Origin of the sequence: Saccharothrix coeruleofusca, assembly GCF_017876325.1 — a bacterium.
In the GTDB taxonomy this organism is placed as follows: Bacteria; Actinomycetota; Actinomycetes; order Mycobacteriales; family Pseudonocardiaceae; genus Actinosynnema; species Actinosynnema coeruleofuscum.
In genome coordinates this window covers 6,710,915-6,730,273 of the sequence record NZ_JAGINV010000001.1, presented here as the reverse complement: position 1 = coordinate 6,730,273, position 19,359 = coordinate 6,710,915, and the positions used below count along the sequence as shown (strand labels likewise).

The 19,359-nt window shown below is 73.8% G+C and carries 15 protein-coding genes and 1 tRNA gene; 13 read left to right on the top strand and 3 right to left on the bottom strand.

Features of this window, described 5'->3' with window-relative positions; genetic code table 11:
- Positions 1 to 62: 62 nt before the first annotated feature.
- The 4 genes from JOF41_RS30965 to JOF41_RS30950 all read left to right on the top strand — a co-directional run bounded on the left by JOF41_RS30965 (position 63) and on the right by JOF41_RS30950 (position 1,378).
- Positions 63 to 458, top strand: coding sequence for a DUF7674 family protein (locus JOF41_RS30965; RefSeq protein ID WP_189221474.1), 396 nt, complete (start codon positions 63 to 65; stop codon positions 456 to 458).
- A 26-nt stretch (positions 459 to 484) separates the two neighbouring features.
- Positions 485 to 557, top strand: a tRNA-Gly gene (locus JOF41_RS30960).
- 96 nt (positions 558 to 653) lie between these two features.
- A complete protein-coding gene (locus JOF41_RS30955; RefSeq protein ID WP_189221475.1) occupies positions 654 to 1,082 on the top strand; it encodes an OsmC family peroxiredoxin in 429 nt (142 codons plus the stop codon).
- Positions 1,083 to 1,171: 89 nt separating this feature from the next.
- Entirely contained in the window at positions 1,172 to 1,378 is a 207-nt protein-coding gene (locus JOF41_RS30950; protein ID WP_189221476.1) for a hypothetical protein, read from the top strand.
- A 58-nt stretch (positions 1,379 to 1,436) separates the two neighbouring features.
- On the opposite strand, the gene JOF41_RS30945 is transcribed toward JOF41_RS30950, so the two are convergent.
- Complete coding sequence (locus JOF41_RS30945) at positions 1,437 to 3,173, bottom strand: SdrD B-like domain-containing protein (RefSeq protein WP_209623486.1); 1,737 nt, start codon at positions 3,171 to 3,173, stop codon at positions 1,437 to 1,439.
- Positions 3,174 to 4,110: 937 nt separating this feature from the next.
- Here JOF41_RS30945 and JOF41_RS30940 point away from each other — a divergent pair.
- From JOF41_RS30940 to JOF41_RS30905, 8 genes are all read left to right on the top strand, one after another.
- The gene (locus JOF41_RS30940; RefSeq protein ID WP_209623485.1) at positions 4,111 to 4,419 is read left to right on the top strand and encodes a hypothetical protein; all 309 of its coding nucleotides are present in this window, start codon (positions 4,111 to 4,113) and stop codon (positions 4,417 to 4,419) included.
- Between the two features lie 4 nt (positions 4,420 to 4,423).
- Positions 4,424 to 4,948 (top strand): type II toxin-antitoxin system RelE family toxin, encoded by a 525-nt coding sequence (locus tag JOF41_RS30935; RefSeq protein ID WP_189221479.1) that lies wholly within the window; start codon positions 4,424 to 4,426, stop codon positions 4,946 to 4,948.
- A gap of 146 nt (positions 4,949 to 5,094) precedes the next feature.
- Positions 5,095 to 6,249, top strand: coding sequence for a hypothetical protein (locus JOF41_RS30930; RefSeq protein WP_209623484.1), 1,155 nt, complete (start codon positions 5,095 to 5,097; stop codon positions 6,247 to 6,249).
- Positions 6,242 to 10,006: an FkbM family methyltransferase gene (locus JOF41_RS30925; protein ID WP_209623483.1), complete on the top strand. Its 3,765-nt coding sequence runs from the start codon at positions 6,242 to 6,244 to the stop codon at positions 10,004 to 10,006. The genes JOF41_RS30930 and JOF41_RS30925 overlap by 8 nt, the downstream gene beginning before the upstream one ends.
- A 97-nt stretch (positions 10,007 to 10,103) precedes the next feature.
- The gene (locus tag JOF41_RS30920) at positions 10,104 to 10,748 is read left to right on the top strand and encodes a hypothetical protein (protein ID WP_209623482.1); all 645 of its coding nucleotides are present in this window, start codon (positions 10,104 to 10,106) and stop codon (positions 10,746 to 10,748) included.
- Positions 10,741 to 11,682, top strand: a complete 942-nt coding sequence (locus JOF41_RS30915; protein WP_209623481.1) for a hypothetical protein — start codon at positions 10,741 to 10,743, stop codon at positions 11,680 to 11,682. The genes JOF41_RS30920 and JOF41_RS30915 overlap by 8 nt, the downstream gene beginning before the upstream one ends.
- On the top strand, positions 11,679 to 12,785 hold the full coding sequence (locus tag JOF41_RS30910) for an acyltransferase family protein (RefSeq protein ID WP_209623480.1): 1,107 nt from the start codon (positions 11,679 to 11,681) through the stop codon (positions 12,783 to 12,785). Before JOF41_RS30915 ends, JOF41_RS30910 begins: the two co-directional genes overlap by 4 nt.
- 123 nt (positions 12,786 to 12,908) lie before the next feature.
- Positions 12,909 to 14,549 (top strand): acyltransferase family protein, encoded by a 1,641-nt coding sequence (locus JOF41_RS30905; RefSeq protein ID WP_307867577.1) that lies wholly within the window; start codon positions 12,909 to 12,911, stop codon positions 14,547 to 14,549.
- A 70-nt stretch (positions 14,550 to 14,619) separates the two neighbouring features.
- On the opposite strand, the gene JOF41_RS30900 is transcribed toward JOF41_RS30905, so the two are convergent.
- The gene (locus JOF41_RS30900) at positions 14,620 to 15,060 is read right to left on the bottom strand and encodes an RICIN domain-containing protein (protein ID WP_189221485.1); all 441 of its coding nucleotides are present in this window, start codon (positions 15,058 to 15,060) and stop codon (positions 14,620 to 14,622) included.
- Positions 15,061 to 15,208: 148 nt separating this feature from the next.
- Between JOF41_RS30900 and JOF41_RS30895 the strand changes: the two genes are divergently transcribed.
- Positions 15,209 to 17,959: an AfsR/SARP family transcriptional regulator gene (locus tag JOF41_RS30895; RefSeq protein WP_209623479.1), complete on the top strand. Its 2,751-nt coding sequence runs from the start codon at positions 15,209 to 15,211 to the stop codon at positions 17,957 to 17,959.
- Positions 17,960 to 18,034: 75 nt separating this feature from the next.
- On the opposite strand, the gene JOF41_RS30890 is transcribed toward JOF41_RS30895, so the two are convergent.
- On the bottom strand, positions 18,035 to 19,336 hold the full coding sequence (locus JOF41_RS30890) for an alginate O-acetyltransferase AlgX-related protein (RefSeq protein ID WP_209623478.1): 1,302 nt from the start codon (positions 19,334 to 19,336) through the stop codon (positions 18,035 to 18,037).
- Positions 19,337 to 19,359: the final 23 nt, after the last annotated feature.

The window sequence follows — 19,359 nt, the reverse complement described above, 5'->3', positions numbered from 1 at the left end:
CCGGTTACGGCTCGGCGTCGAGTGCTCTCCCCGGCGCCCGGTGGCGGGTAGCCTCCCGCCGTGTGGTCGATTGGCGCGCAAGGGCTTGCGCACTCCTGCCAGAGCTGAGCGCGGTCGTCGAGCGCGAGTCCTGGTCGTGCCACGTGTTCCTGTCGGAGCTGTGGCAGCTCGCGCTGGAGGCGCACCGCGAGGGTGATCACGAGGTGCTCGGCCGGGTGTACGGCTTCGCCCACTGGTGCTTCCAGCAGGAGCAGTTCCTGTCCAACGCCGCGGTGGTCAGCTTCTACGAGCACGTCTTCGACGAGTGGGAGCTGCGCGACGAGGTCGCGCCGTGGCTGCCCGCCGAGGTGGTGGCCAAGGTCCGCCCCCTGTGGGAGTGGCGCTGGCCCCAGGAGCGGTTGACCGAGGTGGACCGGCTGTTGTCAGGATCACCACCCCCCGGTCGAAACGCGGTGTGAACGTCCGCTATAGTTGTCCCCAACAGGCGGATGTAGCGCAGTTGGTAGCGCATCACCTTGCCAAGGTGAGGGTCGCGAGTTCGAGTCTCGTCATCCGCTCGTCACGAAGAGGTCGGTTCTCCCCGGAGAGCCGGCCTCTTCGTTCATCGATAAGGTTCGCTCCGCAAAGGTTTCCTCTCGATACGGAGCAGCTACATGGCCACCACCCGCAAGGCCACCACGCACTGGGAAGGCAGCCTGCTGGAGGGCAGCGGCGCTGTCACCCTGGAGTCCTCTGGCATCGGCACCCACGCGGTGGACTGGCCGTCGAGGTCCGAGCAGGCCAACGGCAAGACCAGCCCGGAAGAGCTGATCGCCGCGGCGCACTCCTCCTGCTACTCGATGGCGCTGTCGCACGCCCTGGCCCAGGCGGGCAACCCGCCGCAGCAGCTCGACACCTCCGCCGAGGTGACGTTCCAGGTGGGCACCGGCATCACCGGCATCCACCTGACCGTGCGCGCCGTCGTGCCGGGCCTGGACGCCGACGCCTTCGCCGACGCGGCGGAGACGGCCAAGAAGAACTGCCCGGTCAGCCAGGCGCTGGCGGGCACCACCATCACGCTGGACGCGGCGCTGGCGGAGTGACCGGTCGCCGGTGCGGGCCGGTGGCCCGCACCGGTGATTCCATCGATTCCCGATGCGAGCGGCTCCGCGCGGTTTGGCAAGATCGCACCGTGACGTTCAGCCAGGAGCCTGACCAGTCCCAGCCCCGCAACGACTTCCCCACCGTGCGCATCGCACCCGTCGCCGTCCCCTCGGCACAGCCAGCTCCCACCACCCCCGCGGCCGCAGCCCCCGCCAAGCCCGTCAAGAAGCGCAGCACCCTGCGCCGCATCGCCCGCCGCATCGTCGGCCCCGGCCTGCTGACCAAGAAGGGCTGACCACGCGGCGGCGGGCGGCCCCCGTCCCAGGGGACCGCCCGCCGACCAGCCGCGCGGGTCAGCCCCTGGCGCGCCTGCGCCCCAGCACCAGCGCGGCCGTGCCCGCCACCAGCACCAGCGCCCCCAGGGCACCCAGCCCCAGCACGCTCGCGCCGGTCCGCGCCAGGCCCTCACCGGTCGACGTGCCGCCGCCGTCGGCCTCCGCCCGCCCGGCCGGGGCGGCGGTCGTCGAGTTCGGAGCACCCGTGGGCGCCGCTGCGGGCACGTCCGCGGGCACCTCCGAGGACACGTCCTCCTCGGGCACCTCCGGACCGGGCACCGCGGTCAGGTAGAGGCCGGTGCAGTTGCGGCAGGAACCGACGAAGGTGATCGTCTCCGGGTGGGTCAGCCGCCACGGTCCGTAGACCTTCACCCGGTACGGGCCCGCCTGCACACCCCGGAAGTCCACCCGACCGGTGCCATCCGTGCGCGCCTTGGCCACCAGCGCCCCGCTCTGCGCGTCCACCAGGCCCACCGGCACGTCCCGGACGCGCTCGTCGTCGGCCGCGGTCCAGTCGCCGTCGCGGTCGTGGTAGATCACCAGGTAGGTGTCGGCGGGCGGAGCGGCGACACGGGCCACCGCGTACGCCGCCGGGTGCCCCTCGGGGAACTCCTGCGGGCCGAAGTCGCAGCCGTAGGTCACGCCGCCGTACTCGCCGCTCTCCTCGGAGACGCTGCCGCTGATGGTGAAGGTGCGGGAACCGCCCGCGGGCACGGTCACCCCCGGCGCGTCCCAGCTCAGCTCGCCCAGGTCCACCTCGCGCAGCTCCGGCCCCTCGCCGCCGCTGCGGTCGCAGAACGTCTTGACCCCGGTGACGTCGGCCGGGCCGCCGTTGGTCAGCGTCACCTCCACCCGCGCCCGGTCGCCCACGTGGTAGGTGTCGCGGGTGAACCGCATCGAGGCGGAGAGCTGATCGGTCAGCGGACGCCGGGCCCGGTAGACCAGGTTGGCGGCCGACCCGTTGCCGTCGGCCCGGACGGCGGCGTACGAGGCGCCGTCCACGACCCAGCCGCCCGGCGCGTCGGAGATCGTCAGGTGGTAGACCCGCGCGGGCAGGCCGTCGAACCGGAAGCGGCCCTCCGCGTCGGTCGTGGCGGTCCGGTTCTCGCTCCACATGGCCAGCCGCACGGGCACGCCCGCCAGCGCCTCGCCCGCGTCCGGCGCGCCGTTGCCGTTGCCGTCGCCGTAGACCACGCCCGCGACGGAGTCGGTGGCTGAGCCGGGGTCGCGCAGCGGGAGCACCAGGTCGGCGTAGTTGTTGCCGTCCCAGCCGTTGTCCTCGGCGGAGTGCACGGCGAACCGCACCGCCGCGACGCCGTCCCAGTTCCGGACCTCGCCGCGCACGGTGAGCACCCGCCGCTGCCCGGCGGGCAGCGTGATGCCGGGCCCCGGCCAGGTGGCCAGGTCGCCCCACTGGTCGGGCTGGACGGAGAAGGACGAGCCGGAGGTGGAGTAGGCGCTGGCCTTCACCGCCGTGGCGTCCGCGCCACCCCGGTTGGTGATCACGACGTCGACCGGGACCTGCTCACCGACCAGGTACGGACCGCCGACGACGGTGGCCGAAATGCTGACGTCCGCCTTGTCCGCCGATTTCGGCGTTTCCGGGGCGGAGGAACCGGACGGGGCCTGGGAGGTGCCGGTCGGCACCGCGCCGCTGGTTTCCTGTGCGTGAGCGGTCGAGCACAGCGCGAAGGTGGCCGCGGCCGCGAGAACAGTTGATCTTCGCGCCAAGCGGCGCGCGACGAGCGCGTTCACAGGTTTAATGCCCCCTGAGGTGGAATGAACGCAGGAAAGCTAACCCGCCCACCTCGGAGGCTCAAACAACGATTCGGCCACGTCGGGTGGTCCGAACCACCCGAGGAAGCTCTCGGATGACCCGGTGGCGGTCGCCCCGTGACCGCCACCGGGCCCCACCGCCTGCCCGGACCACGCCCGTCCAACAGGCGGTTCAGTGCCCCTCCGCCCGCTGCTGCGACGCCGCGGGTCCCCTGCCCAGGACCCGCGCGGCGAGCGGGGTCGGGACACGGGAACAGCATGAACGAAAAAGTCTTCACCAGCCAGCGAAATCATTCTTGCGAGCAGCAGTACACCCGACCGTGTCGATCAACGATCCGTCATTACGGAGTGCTATCGGAATGTTCACCGGAAAGGTTGTAAGCTCACACGAGAGCACAGGAATCCCCACGGAGGAAAAGGGTCACCCAATCGGGTAAACGGGGCGAGGAGGACCATCCCCCGCGTGGCAGAGCACAAGCTGCTCCGGGTCCACTTCGCGATCAACGAAGCGGTGACGCACGCCTGGCAGCGGTCCTGCCGTGGCCCCTGGGCAACACGAGGAGACGCCAGGGACCGTGAGTTCGACTTGCCCGGTGACGCGGATCGCCTGCCGGATTCCGCGGTGGACCGTAGAAGACATCCGGCGACAAAGCCCCCGAGGAGGCCGAGGGTGCGTCATCCACAAAGGGAAGGGTCCGGCAGCAGACCAAGCGTTCTCCCCGCGCCCCCTCGGAGGCCCTGCGAATCCATCGTGCCGACCCCACCGGACAAATGTCCGCCTCAATGGCACGAGGCAGGCAGTCCATGCTGGAACAGGCTCGTTGGACCCGCCTCTCTTCACGGGAACCGCCACCAGCGGCGCCCTCGATCACCACGCCGGATGACTAACTGTACAGATTTCTGTACAGTGGCTGGCATGGCCGCGTTGAACGAAGCTCGCGAACTCACGGTTACCGAGGCGACCAAGCGGGGTGTGGCGGGGCTGGTCGCGGATGCCGAGCACGGCGACGCCCTCGTAGTCACCCGCCACCACCGCCCGGTGGCCGCCGTGGTCGGCTTCCACCGGTTGGCCGAGATCGAGGAGGCCGAGGCGGACTTGCGAGACCTGGCACTGGTGCTCGCGCGCTCGGCTGCGGACACCGGTCGACGCACCTCGCTCGACGATGTCCTCACGGCTTTCGGACACACACGGGAATCGCTCGCCGCGGTGGAGGAAGACGACTGACCTGATGACGGACATCGTCTTCACCGACGCGGCCGTTGACGACCTGCGTCGACTCGGGCCCGATCTGGTGCCCAGGGTTCTCAAGAAGGTTCTGATCCTCCTCGACGACCCGGAGGCAGGCCATCCGCTTGGCGGGCAGCTCACGGGATTCCGCAAGTTGGTGGTGGGACGCAAGCACTGGCGCATCGTCTACCGCCTCGCCGAGGACGGTTCGGTCGAGATTTGCGAGATCTGGTGCGTCGGTGTCAGGAGTGACGCCGAGGTGTACGCGGAGGCCGCCGCACGAGTGTCCGCCGCGGCAGGCGGCGATCCGCGGCTCCAGCGCCTCGCGGACGTGATCGACAGGCTCGGACGCCGCGCGGGTGGTGTCCGCGTGGCAGAGGAGCGACGCGGTGAGCCGGTACCCGACTGGCTCGCCCAACGATTGATCCACACCGCGGGCATCCCCCGCGAGAAGGTCGCGGCGCTGGACCTGGAGCAAGCTGTGGACCTCTGGGCGGCGTTCACCAGCGCCCCGCCTCCCCGGTAGCCGCTGAGCCGCGCCGCCCCCGCGCCGCCGGGCCTCCAGCGCGGCACCGGCTCCGGCAACGACAGCATCACAAGTGCCGGATGCCGGCAACCCGCGCCCGCGCATAGGCAACAATGACGCTCGCGCGGCAACCTTGGAGGAGCGGAATGTCCTGGCAAGAGGACCTGGCGGAGCTCGACCGGACGTTGGCGGAGGGTCGCATCAGCGCTGACGACTACCGCCGTCGTCGGGACGAGCTGCTCTCTTCGGCGTCGAGGGGCACCCCGACCCCGCAACCGGAGACGAGCAGCGGTCCGTTCGCGCCGCCGTTCCGGTGGGAGCCGACGCCCGCCCACCCGAACCCCGACGCCACCCAGGTGGTCAACACCGGCGGGCAGCCCCAGCAGCAGCCCAACCCCGACGCCACCCAGGTCGTCAACACCGGCAGGCCGCAGCCGCCGAACCCGGACGCCACCCAGGTGGTCACCGGCGGCCAGTCGGCCGACGCCGAGCGCACCCAGTACGTCCGGCCGGTGCCCCCGGCGCAGTCCGGGCCGCTGCCGCAGCAGCAGCAGGGCTGGCAGACCGGCTCCCCGGTGACCACCCCGCCGTGGGGCGGCGAGGGCTACGGCGACCAGAACCCCAGCTGGATCGCCCAGGGGCCGGAGGTCTTCGACGAGTCCGGCGGCGGCAAGGGCAAGATCATCGGCATCGTGCTGGCCGTGGTCCTGCTGGCGGGCATCGCCTTCGGCGCGTACTGGATCTGGGGCCGGGGCGAGTCCTCGTCCACCGCGGGCGGCGGGACCAGCACCACGCCGACCCAGTCGACCAGCACCACGCCGAGCGCGCCGCCGGACCCGCTGGCGGTCGGCGAGCTGCCCGGCAAGGCCACCACCAACAAGGCGGTCACCGACTTCTCCGCCGTCCCCGGCCTGAAGTACCTGCTCGACACCGAGGCCCAGCTCTACACGACGGCGGGCGCGAGCGACACCAAGCTGGCCCAGACCGCGCTGGCGGACAACGCCACCGGCATCGTGCTGATCGTCCAGGCCAGTGACGCCGACGCGGCGGCCACCGCGGCCTCGGGCCTGTACGACATCCAGGTCAGCAACGGCATGACGCCCGCCACCGGCGCCCCCAAGGGCGTGCTGGTCACCGAGATCGACACCAAGAACGGCCAGGCGGCCCGCGTGCGCGGCCACTACGCCAGCGAGGACCTGATCGTGCGCATCGACGTCACCGGCAAGGACCTGGCGACGGCGCAGAAGAACTTCCAGGAAGTCCTGGACGCCCAGCTCGAGGCGCTCGCGGCCGATGGGTGAGCCGACCACCGGCCACGGCCGGGTCACCGCCTGCACCGTGGTCGCGCGCAACTACCTGCCCGCGGCGCGCGTCCTGGCCGCCTCCTACCTGGAGCACCACCCGGACGACGAGTTCGTCATCGCGGTCATCGACGCCCCGCGCGGCTGGGCGGAGCGCTCCGGCGGGCTGCGCTCGGTCGGACCGGACGCCACCGGCATCGACGAGGACGACTACCTGCGGATGGCGACCTCGTACAACGTCACGGAGCTGGCCACGGCGGTGAAGCCGTACCTGCTGCGGCAGCTGCGCGAGCACTCCGACGTGGTGATGTACCTGGACCCGGACATCCAGGTCTTCGCGCCGATGCCGGAGCTGCCCGCGCTGGCCCGCGCCCACGGCGTGGTCCTCACCCCGCACTTCCTCAACCCGCTGCCGCGCGACGGCAAGGACCCGAGCGAAGCGGCGATCATGGGCTCGGGGATCTTCAACCTCGGCTTCGTGGCCACCGGCCCCGGCTCCGGCCCGTTCCTGGACTTCTGGGCCGAGCGGCTGCGGCACGACGCGATCGTGGCGCCCGAGCGGCAGCTGTTCACCGACCAGCGGTGGGTGGACCAGGTGCCCGCGCTGTTCGGCAACCACGTGCTGCGCGACCCCGGTTTCAACGTCGCCTACTGGAACGTCCACGAGCGCCCGGTCGAGCGGGACGCCGACGGCGTGCTCACCGCGGGCGGCCACCGGCTGCGGTTCTTCCACTACAGCGGCTACCGGCCGGAACGCCCCTGGCTGCTGTCCCAGCACACCCCGCACCGGCCGCGCGTGGTGCTCTCCGAGCACCCGACCGTGCGCGAGCTGTGCGACGCCTACCGCGCCGCGCTGCAGGCCAACGGTTACGCCGAGACGCTGGAGTCGATCCCGTACGGCTTCGCCGAGATGCCGGACGGCACCAGGCTCACCCCGGCGATGCGGTCGCTGTACCGCGAGGCGTGGGTGCGCGCCGAGCGCAAGGGCGAGCAGCCCCCGCCGCACGCCTTCGGCCCCGACGGCGGGGCGGCGCTGCGCCGCTGGCTGGCCGGTCCGCCGGAGGACGCCCCGCTGGGCACCGCGCTCAACCGGGTCGCCCAGGCCGTCTGGAACGGCCGCCCCGACCTGCGGGCCGCGTTCCCGCAGCCGCACGGCCGCGACGCCGAGGCGTTCCGCTCCTGGTGCGCCACCTCGGGCCTGACCGAGGAGCAGCTGCCCGAGTGGGCGGTGCCCGCCGAGCCGGAGCCACTGGCCGACCCGGTGGACGAGTTCGGCGTCAACGTGGTCGGCTACCTGACCGCGGAGCTGGGCGTCGGCGAGATGGGCCGGATCGTGCACGACGCGATCACCGCGGCGGGCGTGCCGGTGGCCTCGGTGGTCGAGGACCGCCTGGTGGCCAACCGCACCGGCCTGGAGCGGCCCGCCACCGCGGGTGAGCCCCGGTTCCCGGTCAGCCTGCTGTGCGTGAACGCCGACCAGACCGGCGCGGTGCTGGAGCGCAGGCCGCAGGTCGGCCACCAGCGGTACCGGATCGGCCTGTGGGCGTGGGAGCTCGAGCGGTTCCCCGCCTCGATGCACCACGCCTTCGACCTGGTCGACGAGGTGTGGACGATCAGCGAGTTCTGCCGCGAGGCCATCGCCGCGCACTCGCCGGTGCCGGTCAGGGCGATCCCGGTGCCGGTGCGCGACCCCGGCCCGGTGGACCGGGCGCCGCGCCGCCCCGGCGACCCGGTGCGGTTCCTGTTCGCGTTCGACTTCTTCAGCATCGGCGAGCGCAAGAACCCGTGGGGCCTGGTCGACGCCTTCCAGCGCGCCTTCGAGGGCCGTGACGACGTGCGGCTGGTCCTCAAGGCCATCAACGGGGCCAAGAACCCGCAGACCGCCGAGCGGCTGCGGGTGCGGATCGCGGGCGACCCGCGCATCGAGCTGGTCGAGCGCTACCTGTCGGTGCCGGAGCTGCACGAGCTGTACGCCAGCAGCGACTGCTACGTGTCGCTGCACCGCAGCGAGGGCTTCGGGCTGACCGTGGCCGAGGCGATGGCGCGGGCCATGCCGGTGATCTCCACCGACTACTCCAGCACCGCCGAGTTCCTGGACCGGGAGACCGGCTGGCCGGTGCCGCACCGGCTGGTCCCGGTCGGCAAGGGCAACGGCCCCTACCCGCCGGACGCGCTGTGGGCCGAACCGGACCTCGACGCCGCCGCGGCGGCGATGCGCGAGGTCGCGGACGACCCGGCCGAGGCCGCCCGGCGCGGTCGCGCCGCCCGCGAGCGCATCCTGCGCACCCGGTCGATGGACGCCGCCGCGGACTGGGTGCGCGCGCGGCTGCGCCAGGCGTTCGACACCTGGCGGGCCCGCGCCGAGGGCAGCGCCCCCGAGCAGGCCCCCGCGCCTGAGCAGCAGGACCCGCTGCGGCGGCTGCGCGAGTCGCGGCAGGCGCTGCTGTGGCGGGCCGAGGCGGGTGCGCCGTCGCGGCTGCCGCTGGCGCCCGCGATGCGACGCGCGGTGCTGCGCGCCATCGACCACTACGACGTGCACCAGCGCAAGGTGATGGGCGCGCTCGTGGACGGGGTCGAGGGCACGCTGGAGGAGCTGGTGTCCCGGCTGGAGGCGGTGGAGTCCGGCGTGGAGTCGGCTCGCTCGGCGGGCGAGGGCCTCCGCAGCAGGCTGGCCTCCGTCGAGGGCACCGCCGCGGAGGGCGTCGGGCTGGCCGAGGCCGCGCGCGAGACCGCCCGTGAGGCGGCGCGCGCCGGGCAGGAGGCCGCCAGCGCCGTGCGCGACGAGCTGGGCGAGCTGCAGCAGCGGGTCGACGAGCGGCTGGAGCGGGTCGCCGCGCGGCTGGACGAGGGCGAGCGCAAGTCGTTCAGCATGTTCGCCGAGCGCGACCTGCGGCTGGACGAGGACGAGAAGCGCCTGGTCGAGGTGGTCAAGGAGCTGTCGGCGGTGCAGGACGCGGCGCGGCTGCGGCACGCCCCGGTGCCGCCGGGCGCGGAGGTCGTGCTGTGCGACGCGGGCGCGCTGCTGCTCCCGGTCGACGCGGTGGTGCTGCCGTGGCTGGCCTACCACCGGTCCTGGGAGCGCGCCGAGGCCGACCTGATGGCCGAGCTGGTGGGCGACGGGACGTTCCTCGACATCGGCGCGCACGTCGGCTACCACACGCTGCGGCTGCTCCAGCGGACCAACGGCGTCGCCTCGGCGGTGGCCGTGGAGGCCAACCCGGTCAACGCCGAGTACCTGCGCCGCAACATCGCGGCCAACCTCTCCCCGGAGGCGGCGGGCCTGGTGTCGGTGCTGCCGGTGGCGGCGTGGGACGCGCAGGGCAGCATCCGCCTGGTGCAGTCCGAGGGCGACAACAGCGGCGACCACCGGGCGCACGACGCGGCCGACGAGTCGGTGGGCGGCGTGGTGGTCCCGGCGGTGCGGCTGGACGGCAGGCCCGAGGTCACCGACCAGCGGATCTCGCTGGTCAAGGTGGACCTGCAGGGCCGCGACCACCGGGCGCTGGCCGGGCTGACCGCGGTGCTGGAGCGCGACCGCCCGCACGTGGTGTGCGAGTTCTGCCCCGGTGCGATCGCCGAGCTGGGCGACGACGCGGCGCAGGTGCTGCTCGGCTACCGCAAGCTCGGGTACGCGCCGCTGCTGGTCGACGACGACGGCGGCGCGGAGGAGCGGTCCGACGAGGAGCTGATCCGCCTGGCAGACGCGGCCGACAGCGGGTTCGTGACCCTCTGGCTACGGCCTGAACAGGGGCTGTGACCTGCCCGCGTTTCACGGGACGGACGCCTGATCGACCTGCACAATCGACGCGACCCCCGATCATCCCAGGGGTCGCGTCGATGGGAGGCACCACCGCGTGGAACAGGCTCGGACACCCGCGCGCGCTCCCGTCGCGGGCACGCTGCTGATCGTCGTGGCGTTCGCGGCCGCGGCGGTGGCGGCGTGGGTCGCGTGGGGCGGTGCGCCGCTGCCCGCGACCGCCCGCAACCTCCCGGCCACCGGCGAGGCGGGCAGGTTGGCCGCCGACCCGCTGGCGCTGGCCGACTTCGACGCGGGCACCGAGGACTACTCCCACGTGCGCGGTTTCCCGGACGTGCGGGCGCTGGACTTCCTCAGCCCGGCCGAGGTGAGGGCCTACGAAGCCGCGGGGGCGGGGGCCGCGCGGATGACCGTGGCGTCCCGGCGCCCCGAGGGCAGGGTGCTGGCCGTGGTGGTCAAGGTCGCCGACCGGGCCGCCGCCCTGCGCGCGGCGGACGAGCTCGACGGGCTCCAGTCGCGGTTCGGCCTCCAGCGGCGCGACCCCGAGCAGGGGGTCCACCGGATCACCGAGGTCGATCCCGCCAGGGGCGGCGACGCCGGGTCGCGCCCGACGGCCCGCGCCCACTACACCCACGCCGACCTGGTCGTGCGGGTCGAGCTGAACGCCCGGACCTCGGCCGATTTGGCCCGGTTCGGCGCGCTGGTGGCCAAGCAGCTGACCGCGCTACCCGCCGATGGGTGAAGTCGGGACGCGGGCCGGGACGTCCCCCGGCGTTCGGGCGGCAACCGCGGCGGGGGTGTGCGCGGTCGCCTACAGCTACCTGGTCGGCCTGTGGCTGAGCAGGCACGACGCCCTGCCCGATGCGGTGGTGGCGATCCGCGACTGGGTGAACCGGCCCACCGGTCTCGGCGAGGACTTCGGGTTCCTCGGCGTGGCCCTGCTCCTGATGGCCTGCGGGTACCACGTCGCGGAGGGCTCCGAGGCCGATCGACGCGGACTGGCCCTTCGGCTGCTGCGCGGTGGCGTGCCGCTGGCCTGCGCGGCGCTCGCGGCGGCCCTGCTGGTCGCGGTGGGCGCGCGACCGCTGCTCGACGCCGAGGTGATCGCCCCGGTCGCGGCGCTGGTGCTGTTCGGGGTGCTGGAGGTGGCGCTGCTCCCGCTGCTGCGCCGGCACCCCGCGCTGGCCCTGCTGGTGCTGCTGGAAGCCGCGTGCGCGCTGGTGCTTGCCGGCGGCGCGGGCCTGCTGCCCGGCCTGGGGCTGGTGGCGGCGTACCTGCCGCTGCCGCTGCTGGGCCGGTTGGCGCGGCTGGGCGGCACCGGGCGGGTGACCGCGCCGCGCGGGGTGGTGCTCGGCGTGGCGGGCCTGGCCGTGGTGGCGGTGGCCGACCGGGTGTTCCCGGAGGTCGGCGGGTACTGGCACGCCCTGGGTGCGGCGATCGCGCTGCTGCTGTTCCTGATCGCGGTGCCCAGGGGCGCCTCGGTCGAGCACGTGCGGCCGGTGCGCTGGTTGGCCGAGCGGGCGCTGCCGCTGGCGCTGGCGGTGCCCGTGGTGGGGTACGCGGTGCTCGAAGAGCTGGGTTCCCTGGTGCCCGCGTTCGTGGCGGTGCCCGCGGGGGTGCTGGCGGCGGGGCTGGCGGGCGAGGCCGTGCACCGCTGGGCGGAGGGCCCGGCATGACCTCGTCCCCGACCGAGCGGGCCCCTGCCACCACCACCGGGGCGGGCGAGTACCTGCACGGGCTGGACCTGCTGCGCGTGATCGCGTCGTGCGCGGTCGTGCTGACCCACCTGTCCGCCTGGTTCGCCCTGAACCACGAGGAGTTCTGGCTCGCCGAGCTCGTCGAGCGGGGCCTCGTCGACCCCCTGCACCTCAACCCCCGCCTGTCCTTCCTGGGGGTGGCCCTGTTCCTGCTGGTCAGCGGGGTGGTGGTGACCCACGTGGCGGACCGCGAGCGACCGCTGCAGTTCCTGCGCAAGCGCGTGGTGCGGCTGCTGCCGCTGCTGTGGGTGGTCACCGCGCTGGCGTGGGCGCTGATCAACCTGGGCCTGCGGGTCTCCGCCGAGCGCGAGGGTCCGCTGGACCTCGGCGACCTGCTCAGCGGCCTGGCGCTGGCCAACTTCTTCCAGAGCCCGCAGGTCGCCCTGGCGGGGGTGACCTGGACGCTGCAGATCCAGGTCGCCTTCTACTGCTACGTCGCGCTGACCATCCCCGTGCTGCGCAGGCGCCCCTGGGTGCCGCCGCTGGGTCTGGCGCTGCTGTCGTTCGTGCTGCTGCTGCTGAACAACGGCGTGCAGACCGCGATGGCGCAGCAGATCGGCAAGCTCGGCGTGTACCTGCCGGTCGTGTGCATCGGGCAGCTGATCTCGCTGGCGCACTCCCGCAAGGTGGGCCCGGTCGCGGCCACCGCCATCGGGGCGGTGCACTTCACCCTGTTCACCTGGGCGGACAAGGTCGGCGGCTACACGTTCCAGGGCGAGGCGATGCCGCGCACGCTGCTGGTGGCGACGCTGCTGGTGGTGCTGCTGGTGGCGGCGGGAGGACCGGTCAGCCGGTCGGCGGTGGTGCGCGGCTGGTCGAAGCGGACCTACGCCATCTACCTGGTGCACCTGAGCGCCATGTACCCCCTCTACGACGCGCTGATGCCGCACCTGGACCACACGCTGGTCGCGGTGCTGGGCCTGGCGTGGGCCATGCTGCTGGCAGAGGCGCTGCACCGGTGGGTCGAGGTGCCCGCGGACCGGGCGGTGCGCCGCTGGGAGAAGCGGCGGTCCGCGCGGTGACGACGTCCCGATAGCGGTGCTCAGCCGAGAGCGGTCCGTTACCATCCTGGGCCGGGGAGCGGTGACCGGAGAGGGGGGCGGTCCCTGAACGGCACAAGCGCACCGCAGGCGGAGGCGCCATCCGTGAAGGCGCGCATCGCGTTCATCGACATCGGTCGCGGCGTCGCCGCCCTGCTCGTCTTCTACAGCCACCTCGCCGAGCAGTGGGTGGCCAAGCAGGAGGTCGGCCCCACCCCGGCGGTCGACTTCGTCGACAGCCTCACCAGCGATCCCATGCACATGGGGACGCAGGGCATCGGCCAGATCGCGGTGCCGTTCTTCTTCCTGGTCAGCGGGTTCGTGGTGACGCCGATCGCGCTGCGCCAGGGGCAGCGGCGGTTCGGCCTCAACCGGCTGGTACGGGTCTACGTGCCGATGATCTTCGCGGTCCTGCTGACCGCCGCCGTGGTCTCGCTGGGCGCGCAGCCGCTGGCGGGCGCGGGCGAGCCGAAGGTCACCTGGCTGACCGTGCTGACCAACTCGCTGGTGATCAACTACCTGATCGTGCCGCAGGTCGTGCTGGTCGGGGTGGCCTGGACGCTGGTCGTCGAGCTCATCTTCTACGCCCTGCTGGTGCTGGTGCTGCCGGTGCTCAAGCGCTGGACGTGGCTGGCCCTGGCCGGGCAGCTGACCTTCGTGTTCGTGGTCATGATGAGCGCCCGGCAGTTCGGCGACTCGTGGGCGCTGTTCGCGGTGAACGTCTCCTACCTGCCGATCCCGCTCATCGGGCAGATCATCTGGGCGACCACGAGCAAGCGGGTGCCGCTGTGGCTGGGGTGGACCTTCGGCGGCCTGGCGTGGGCCCTCTACGTGCTGGCCGAGCACCTCGACCTGGGCAGGCTGGACACCTCCTACAACCTGGCACTGGCCGTCGCGGTGCTGTTCTTCCTGCTCGGCATGTTCGCCGAGCCCCGGCTGCGGGAGCGCAAGCTGTGGACCGCGCTCTCCGAGCGCAGCTACTCGATCTACCTGCTGCACGGCGTGGTCGCCTTCGCGGTGCTGGACCTGGTGCGGCCCGCCGTGCCGCTGCTGCTGGCGGTGCCGCTGGCGGTGGCCGCGACGTTCGGCGTGGTGGAGCTGAGCTACCGGTACGTGGAGAAGCCCAGTCACGCGCTGGCGCGCAGGCTGTCCCGCAAGCCCGCGCCCAAGCCCGAGCCCGAGCCCGAACCGGAGCCCGAACCCGAGCCGGAGGAATGGGAGGAACTGGAGGATCTGGAGGAGCTGGAGGACGAGTTCGAGGCGGAGGACGAGGAGCCCGAGCACGACGACAGCACCGACGTCCTCCCGCCGGTGCCCCCCGCGCCGCGCCCGCCGAGGCGCAGGCCCCCGCTCGCCGCGCCCCCGCCCGCAGCCGCACCCGTCAGGCCGGTCCCCGACCGGCAGCCGCCGCCGCGCCGCGCTCCCGAACCGCGCCCTGCCCCCGAACCGCGCCGTGCTCCGGAACCGCGCCGCGCCCCCGAACCGCGCGTGGACGTCGAGCAGCGGCTGCGCGGACGGCTCACCCCCGAGGCGCCCGTCCGGCGTCCCCCGCGGCGCCCGGTCGAGCCACCCACCGTGGTCGTCGAACCGGTCGTCGAACCGGTCGTGGAGCCCGTCGTCGAGCAGGCGGCCGAGCCCGACCCGCCCCGCCGCCGCAGGCTGCGCGAGGACGACGACGCGCCCGCCGTCACCGTGGCCTCGCTGCTGGCCAACCACGCCAAGGAGAAGGGCACCCGCGCCCGCTAGAGGCCACCCCAGACCGTCAGGGCCGCCCCTGCCGTGCCCGACCCCTCGACGGGCACGACAGGGGCGGTGGTCACCAGCGCTGCCAGGGGCCGTCGTTGCGCTCGAAGGACCGCAACCCGTGCTCGAAGCTGTCGTCCACGGCCCGGCCGGTGACCTTGTTCACCAGCGTCACCGTCTTGTCCTCCCAGACGATCCCGAACCAGTTCTGGAACGCCATCTGGTTGCACGGATGGGTGCGCAGCCCGAACTCGAAGCTGTCGTCGAGGCAGCGGTCGGTCGCGACGTTGCGGATTTCGACCGCACCGTCCTCCCAGGGGTGGACGTGCCACGCCTGGTGGTCGTTGCCGTAGTCCGGCATGACGCGCAAACCGTGCTCGAAGCTGTCGTCGAGCATCCGGCCGGTGGCCACGTTGTGGTACCGGTCGATGAAGTCGCCCTCGGCGGCGTGCGCGCTCGCGGCGGGAGCTGTCGCCCCGAGCACGAGCGCGATGGCGGCGATCGTCCTGCGCATGGTCCCTCCTTCGGTGTCCCGACCCGGCGGGTCGTGGTGCCACCACGGTGCCGACCGGCCCCTGCGGAAACCCTGCGTGCCTGGTCGGGCACGGTGAATCACACGGTCGAGTGCTCAGCGCGGCGTTCCCCCGCGCCGATGTGAGGTGGTGCGGAGTGTCCAGCGGGTGCCCTCGCCCGCCTTCGGCGTGCTGGGCACGGTCCAAGCGCTGGTCGGCGGTGAGCCGGTCGACGTCGGGCAGCCCCGCCAGCGCAGCGTCCTCGCGGCCCTGCTCGTCGACGTCAACCGGGTGGTGCCCGCCGACGAGCTGGTGGACCGGGTGTGGGGCGAGCTGCCGCCTCCGCGCGCCCGGCACGCCCTCTACAGCCACCTGTCCCGGCTGCGCAGGGCCGTCGCCCCCGCGGGCGCGGCCCTGGTCCGCCGGGCCGGGGGCTACGTGCTGACCGCCGACCCGTCCTCGGTCGACCTGCACCTGTTCCGCCAGCTGTGCGCGCGTGCCCGCACGGGCGACGAAGCGCTGGAGGCCGCCGACGGGGCGCTGGCGCTGTGGCGCGGCCGCCCGTTCGAAGGCGCGGACACGCCCTGGTTCGCCGAGGTGGCGGCACGGCTGGACCAGGAGCGGCTCGCCGCCGAGCTGCACCGCAACGACCTGCTGCTGTGCGCCGGTCTGCACGCCGACCGGCTCGCCGACATCGTCGCCACCGCCACCGCGCACCCGCTCGACGAACGCGCCGCCTGCCAGGTGGTGCTCGCCTGGTACCGCTGCGGCCGCCAAGCCGAAGCCCTGGCGCACTGCCGGGCGACGCGCGAGCGGCTCGCCGAGGAGCTGGGCGCCGACCCCGGCCCCGAGCTGCGCGAGCTGCACCGGCGCGTCCTGGTCGGCGACCCGCCGCCGGTGCCGGGTCGGCCGGTGCCGCGTCAGCTGCCGCCCGCGCCGCCGCGCTTCACCGGTCGCGCCGCTGAGCTGGCCGCACTGGACCGGCACGGCACCGCGCTGGTGGTGGTCGCGGGCACCGGCGGCGTGGGCAAGACCGCGCTGGCGCTGCGCTGGGCGCACGACCACGCCGGGCGCTTCCCCGACGGGCAGCTGTACGCCGACCTGCGCGGCTTCGACCCGACGCACGCGCCCGTGCCGCCCGAGGCCGTGCTGCGCGGGTTCCTCGAAGCGCTCGGGGTGCCCGCCCACAACCTGCCGCCCGGTCAGGAGGAGGCCGCCGCGCTCTACCGCAGCCTGCTCGCCGACCGCCGCGTGCTCGTGCTGCTCGACAACGCCGCCGACGCCGGGCAGGTGGTGCCGCTGCTGCCGGGCGGCCCGCCCTGCCTCACCCTGGTCACCAGCCGCGACCGGATGACGCGCCTGGTCGCCGAGCAGGGCGCCGACCACCTCGGCCTCGACGTGCTGACCGGCCCGGAGGCCGTGGCGCTGCTGGCCGAGCGGCTGGGCCGTGACCGGGTCGACGCCGAGCCGCGGGCCGTCGCCGAACTCGTGGAGCACTCGGCCCGGCTGCCGCTGGCGCTGTCGGTCGTGGCCGCCCGCGCCGCGGTGAACCGGGGTTTCCCGCTGCGGGCGCTGGCCGACGAGCTGCGCGACGAGCACATCCGCCTCGACGCGCTGGACGCCGTGCTGGACGTGCGCGCCGTGTTCGCCTGCTCCTACCGCGTGCTGAGCCCGGACGCCGCGCGGCTGTTCCGGCTGCTGGGCGACCACCCCGGCGCCGACGTGGACGCCTGCGCGGCGGCGTCGACCGCGGGCGTCCCGGTGACGCGGGCCCGCGCGCTGCTGGCCGAGCTGAGCCGTCGGCACCTCGTCGACGAGCGCGTTCCGCACCGGTACCGCTCGCACGACTTGCTGCGCGCCTACGCGGTGGAACTGGCCCGCGCGCACGAGGACCCCCAAGATCTGGTCGCGGCCCGCGCGCGACTGGCCGACCACTACCTGCACACCGGGTACGCCGCCGAGCGGCGACTGGCCCCGCACTGGCCGCCGATCACGCCCCCGCCGCCGCGCGACGGCGTGACCGCGCGGCAGGTCAGCGGCTACGACGAGGCGATGTCCTGGTTCGACGCCGAGCACACCGCGGTGCTCGCGGTCCTCGACGACGCGGTGCGCCACGGCTGGCACGTGCACGCCTGGCAGCTCCCGTGGGTCCTCACCTCCTACCTCAACCGCCGCGGCCGGTGGCGGGAGAAGGCCGCCGCGCTGCGCACCGCGCTGGCCGCCGCCCAGCGGCTGGACGACCGGGACGCCCTGGCGGTCACCCACCACCTGCTCGGCCGCACGGCGAGCGCCCTCGGCGACCGGGACGCCGCGCTCGACCACCTCGAACGGGCCTTGGCCCTGCACCGCGCGCAGGGCGACCGGAGAGGGGAGGCGGTCGTGCACTTCTCGCTGGCCGCGGAGCACGGGCAGCGCGGCGACCCGGACCGGGCGGCGGCCCACGCCCGTCGGGCGCTGGCGTTCCACACCGACTCGGGCGAGCGCACGTGGCAGGGCTTCGACCTGATCGCGCTGGCCTGGTTCGCGGTGGGCCGGGGCGACCACGCCGCGGCACTGGCCCACTGCCGGGAGGCGTCGGCGCTGACCGACGACCGCGACGGGCTGGCCCACTGCGCCCAGATCACCGGCTGCGCCCACCACGGGCTGGGCGAGCACGCGCGGGCCGTGACGCACCACAGCCGGGCCGTCGAGCTGTTCCGCCTGCTCGGCGACCGGTACCGCGAGGCGTGGGGCCTGGTCCTCGTCGGTGACGCCCAGCGGGCGGCGGGGCGGGAGCGGTCGGCGCGCGAGGCGTGGGCGCAGGCGCTGGAGCTGCTGGAACGCCTCGGGCACCAGGACTGCGCCGCGGTGCGGGAGCGGCTGGGCCAGGTCCCGGTCGCGACCACGGCGGGGGAGGCGTGAGCCGCAGGCGGGCACCGCCGCGCCACCGAGGTCGCCGATCCCCCACGACCACCGGCCGGGTCGGAAACCGCTCGGCTAGCGCGGTCGCTTGGCCAGTTCCTCGGCGATGGCGTCGATCACCTGGGGGTTGAGGATCGAGTTGATGCCGCCGACCAGGTTCCGCTCGGCCGCCTCCAGCACCACCACGTCGTTGTCCGCGAGCATCCGCCCGACCTGGTGGGGGTCGGTGGTCACCGCGTCCACGTGCTGGAGGGTGATGTCGGTGAACCCGGCCACCAGGTAGCGCACCACGTAGAAGCTGAACGAGTCGCCGAGCAGCCCCACCTTGGCGTTCACCACGCCCGGCGCGGGCGGCTGGGTGACCCGCTGGGGTTGCCGGGGGTCGCCGGGGACCTCGCGGCTGCGCACGTTCTTCCCGTCCGGGGAGATGTCGTAGGACTGCACCATCTCCCGGTCGGAGCGGCCCAGCAGCGGCGGCAGGTCGGAGGCGCGCTCGACCTGGCCCGCCTGCTCCACCTTCCACGACGCCGAGGTGCCCGGCTTGACCGCGTTGGTGATGGCGCGGGCCATCACCAGGCCGCCCTCGTTGGTCCAGTGGGTGTCCTTCTCGGTGTAGACCGGGCGGCCCACCCGCTGCGCGGACTCGCGCAGCGCGGGCCGCAGGTCCAGCGCGCCGGTGCGGGCCACCACGTTGTTCCAGAAGTTGTCGCGGGCCTTGGTGAAGCACTCCTGGCCGAAGTAGCGGGCGGGCAGGTACTCGGGCACCATCGTGGTCTTGTTCGGGGCGACGACCAGCACGAACCGGCGGCCGGACGCCTCGACCGCGGCGCGCAGGCGGGCCAGCCGGGTGAAGACCTCGTCGGTGGGCAGCGCGGGTCGGCAGGCGTCCTTGATGTCGTGGCCCAGGTAGAGCCAGTTGCCCTTGCCCTCGATGACGTCGACGTAGGCGGTGGGCTCCGGCCGGTCCAGCGAGGGGTCCTCGGGCGGCTGGACGGGACCGACGCCCCCCTGCGGGCGCTCGAACTTGGGCGCCTCGCCGAACAGGCCGCGGCTGATGCCGTCCTGCGCGGCCACCGCCTGCTCGCGCAGCGGCAGGTGGTCGTTGGCCCACTGGTTGAGGCCGGTGAAGAAGCCCCAGCCGTCGGCGGGCGAGGGGAACTCGGCCAGCTTGCGGTTCTCGAACTCGCCCGGTCGCACGCCGAGGACCAGCAGCAGCAGCGGCACGCAGAAGAACACCGCCGCGGTGACCAGCGCGGTGCGCTGCCGGTCGGCGTGCCTCGGCCGGTAGAGGGCGTGCTCCCTGGGCAGGAACGACTCGGGCAGCGCCGGGAGCGGCGACCGGGCCCGGTGCGGGCTGGTGGGCTCCTCGACGCTCACCCGGACAGGGTAGCCGGCCAACC

Excerpts from the sequence above, each read along its gene's own strand:
- JOF41_RS30915 (WP_209623481.1), top strand. The coding sequence starts at position 10,741 with ATGGGTGAAGTCGGGACGCGGGCCGGGACGTCCCCCGGCGTTCGGGCG.
- JOF41_RS30900 (WP_189221485.1), bottom strand. The coding sequence starts at position 15,060 with ATGCGCAGGACGATCGCCGCCATCGCGCTCGTGCTCGGGGCGACAGCT.
- JOF41_RS30940 (WP_209623485.1), top strand. The coding sequence starts at position 4,111 with ATGGCCGCGTTGAACGAAGCTCGCGAACTCACGGTTACCGAGGCGACC.
- JOF41_RS30910 (WP_209623480.1), top strand. The coding sequence starts at position 11,679 with ATGACCTCGTCCCCGACCGAGCGGGCCCCTGCCACCACCACCGGGGCG.
- JOF41_RS30925 (WP_209623483.1), top strand. The coding sequence starts at position 6,242 with ATGGGTGAGCCGACCACCGGCCACGGCCGGGTCACCGCCTGCACCGTG.
- JOF41_RS30930 (WP_209623484.1), top strand. The coding sequence starts at position 5,095 with ATGTCCTGGCAAGAGGACCTGGCGGAGCTCGACCGGACGTTGGCGGAG.
- JOF41_RS30955 (WP_189221475.1), top strand. The coding sequence starts at position 654 with ATGGCCACCACCCGCAAGGCCACCACGCACTGGGAAGGCAGCCTGCTG.
- JOF41_RS30935 (WP_189221479.1), top strand. The coding sequence starts at position 4,424 with ATGACGGACATCGTCTTCACCGACGCGGCCGTTGACGACCTGCGTCGA.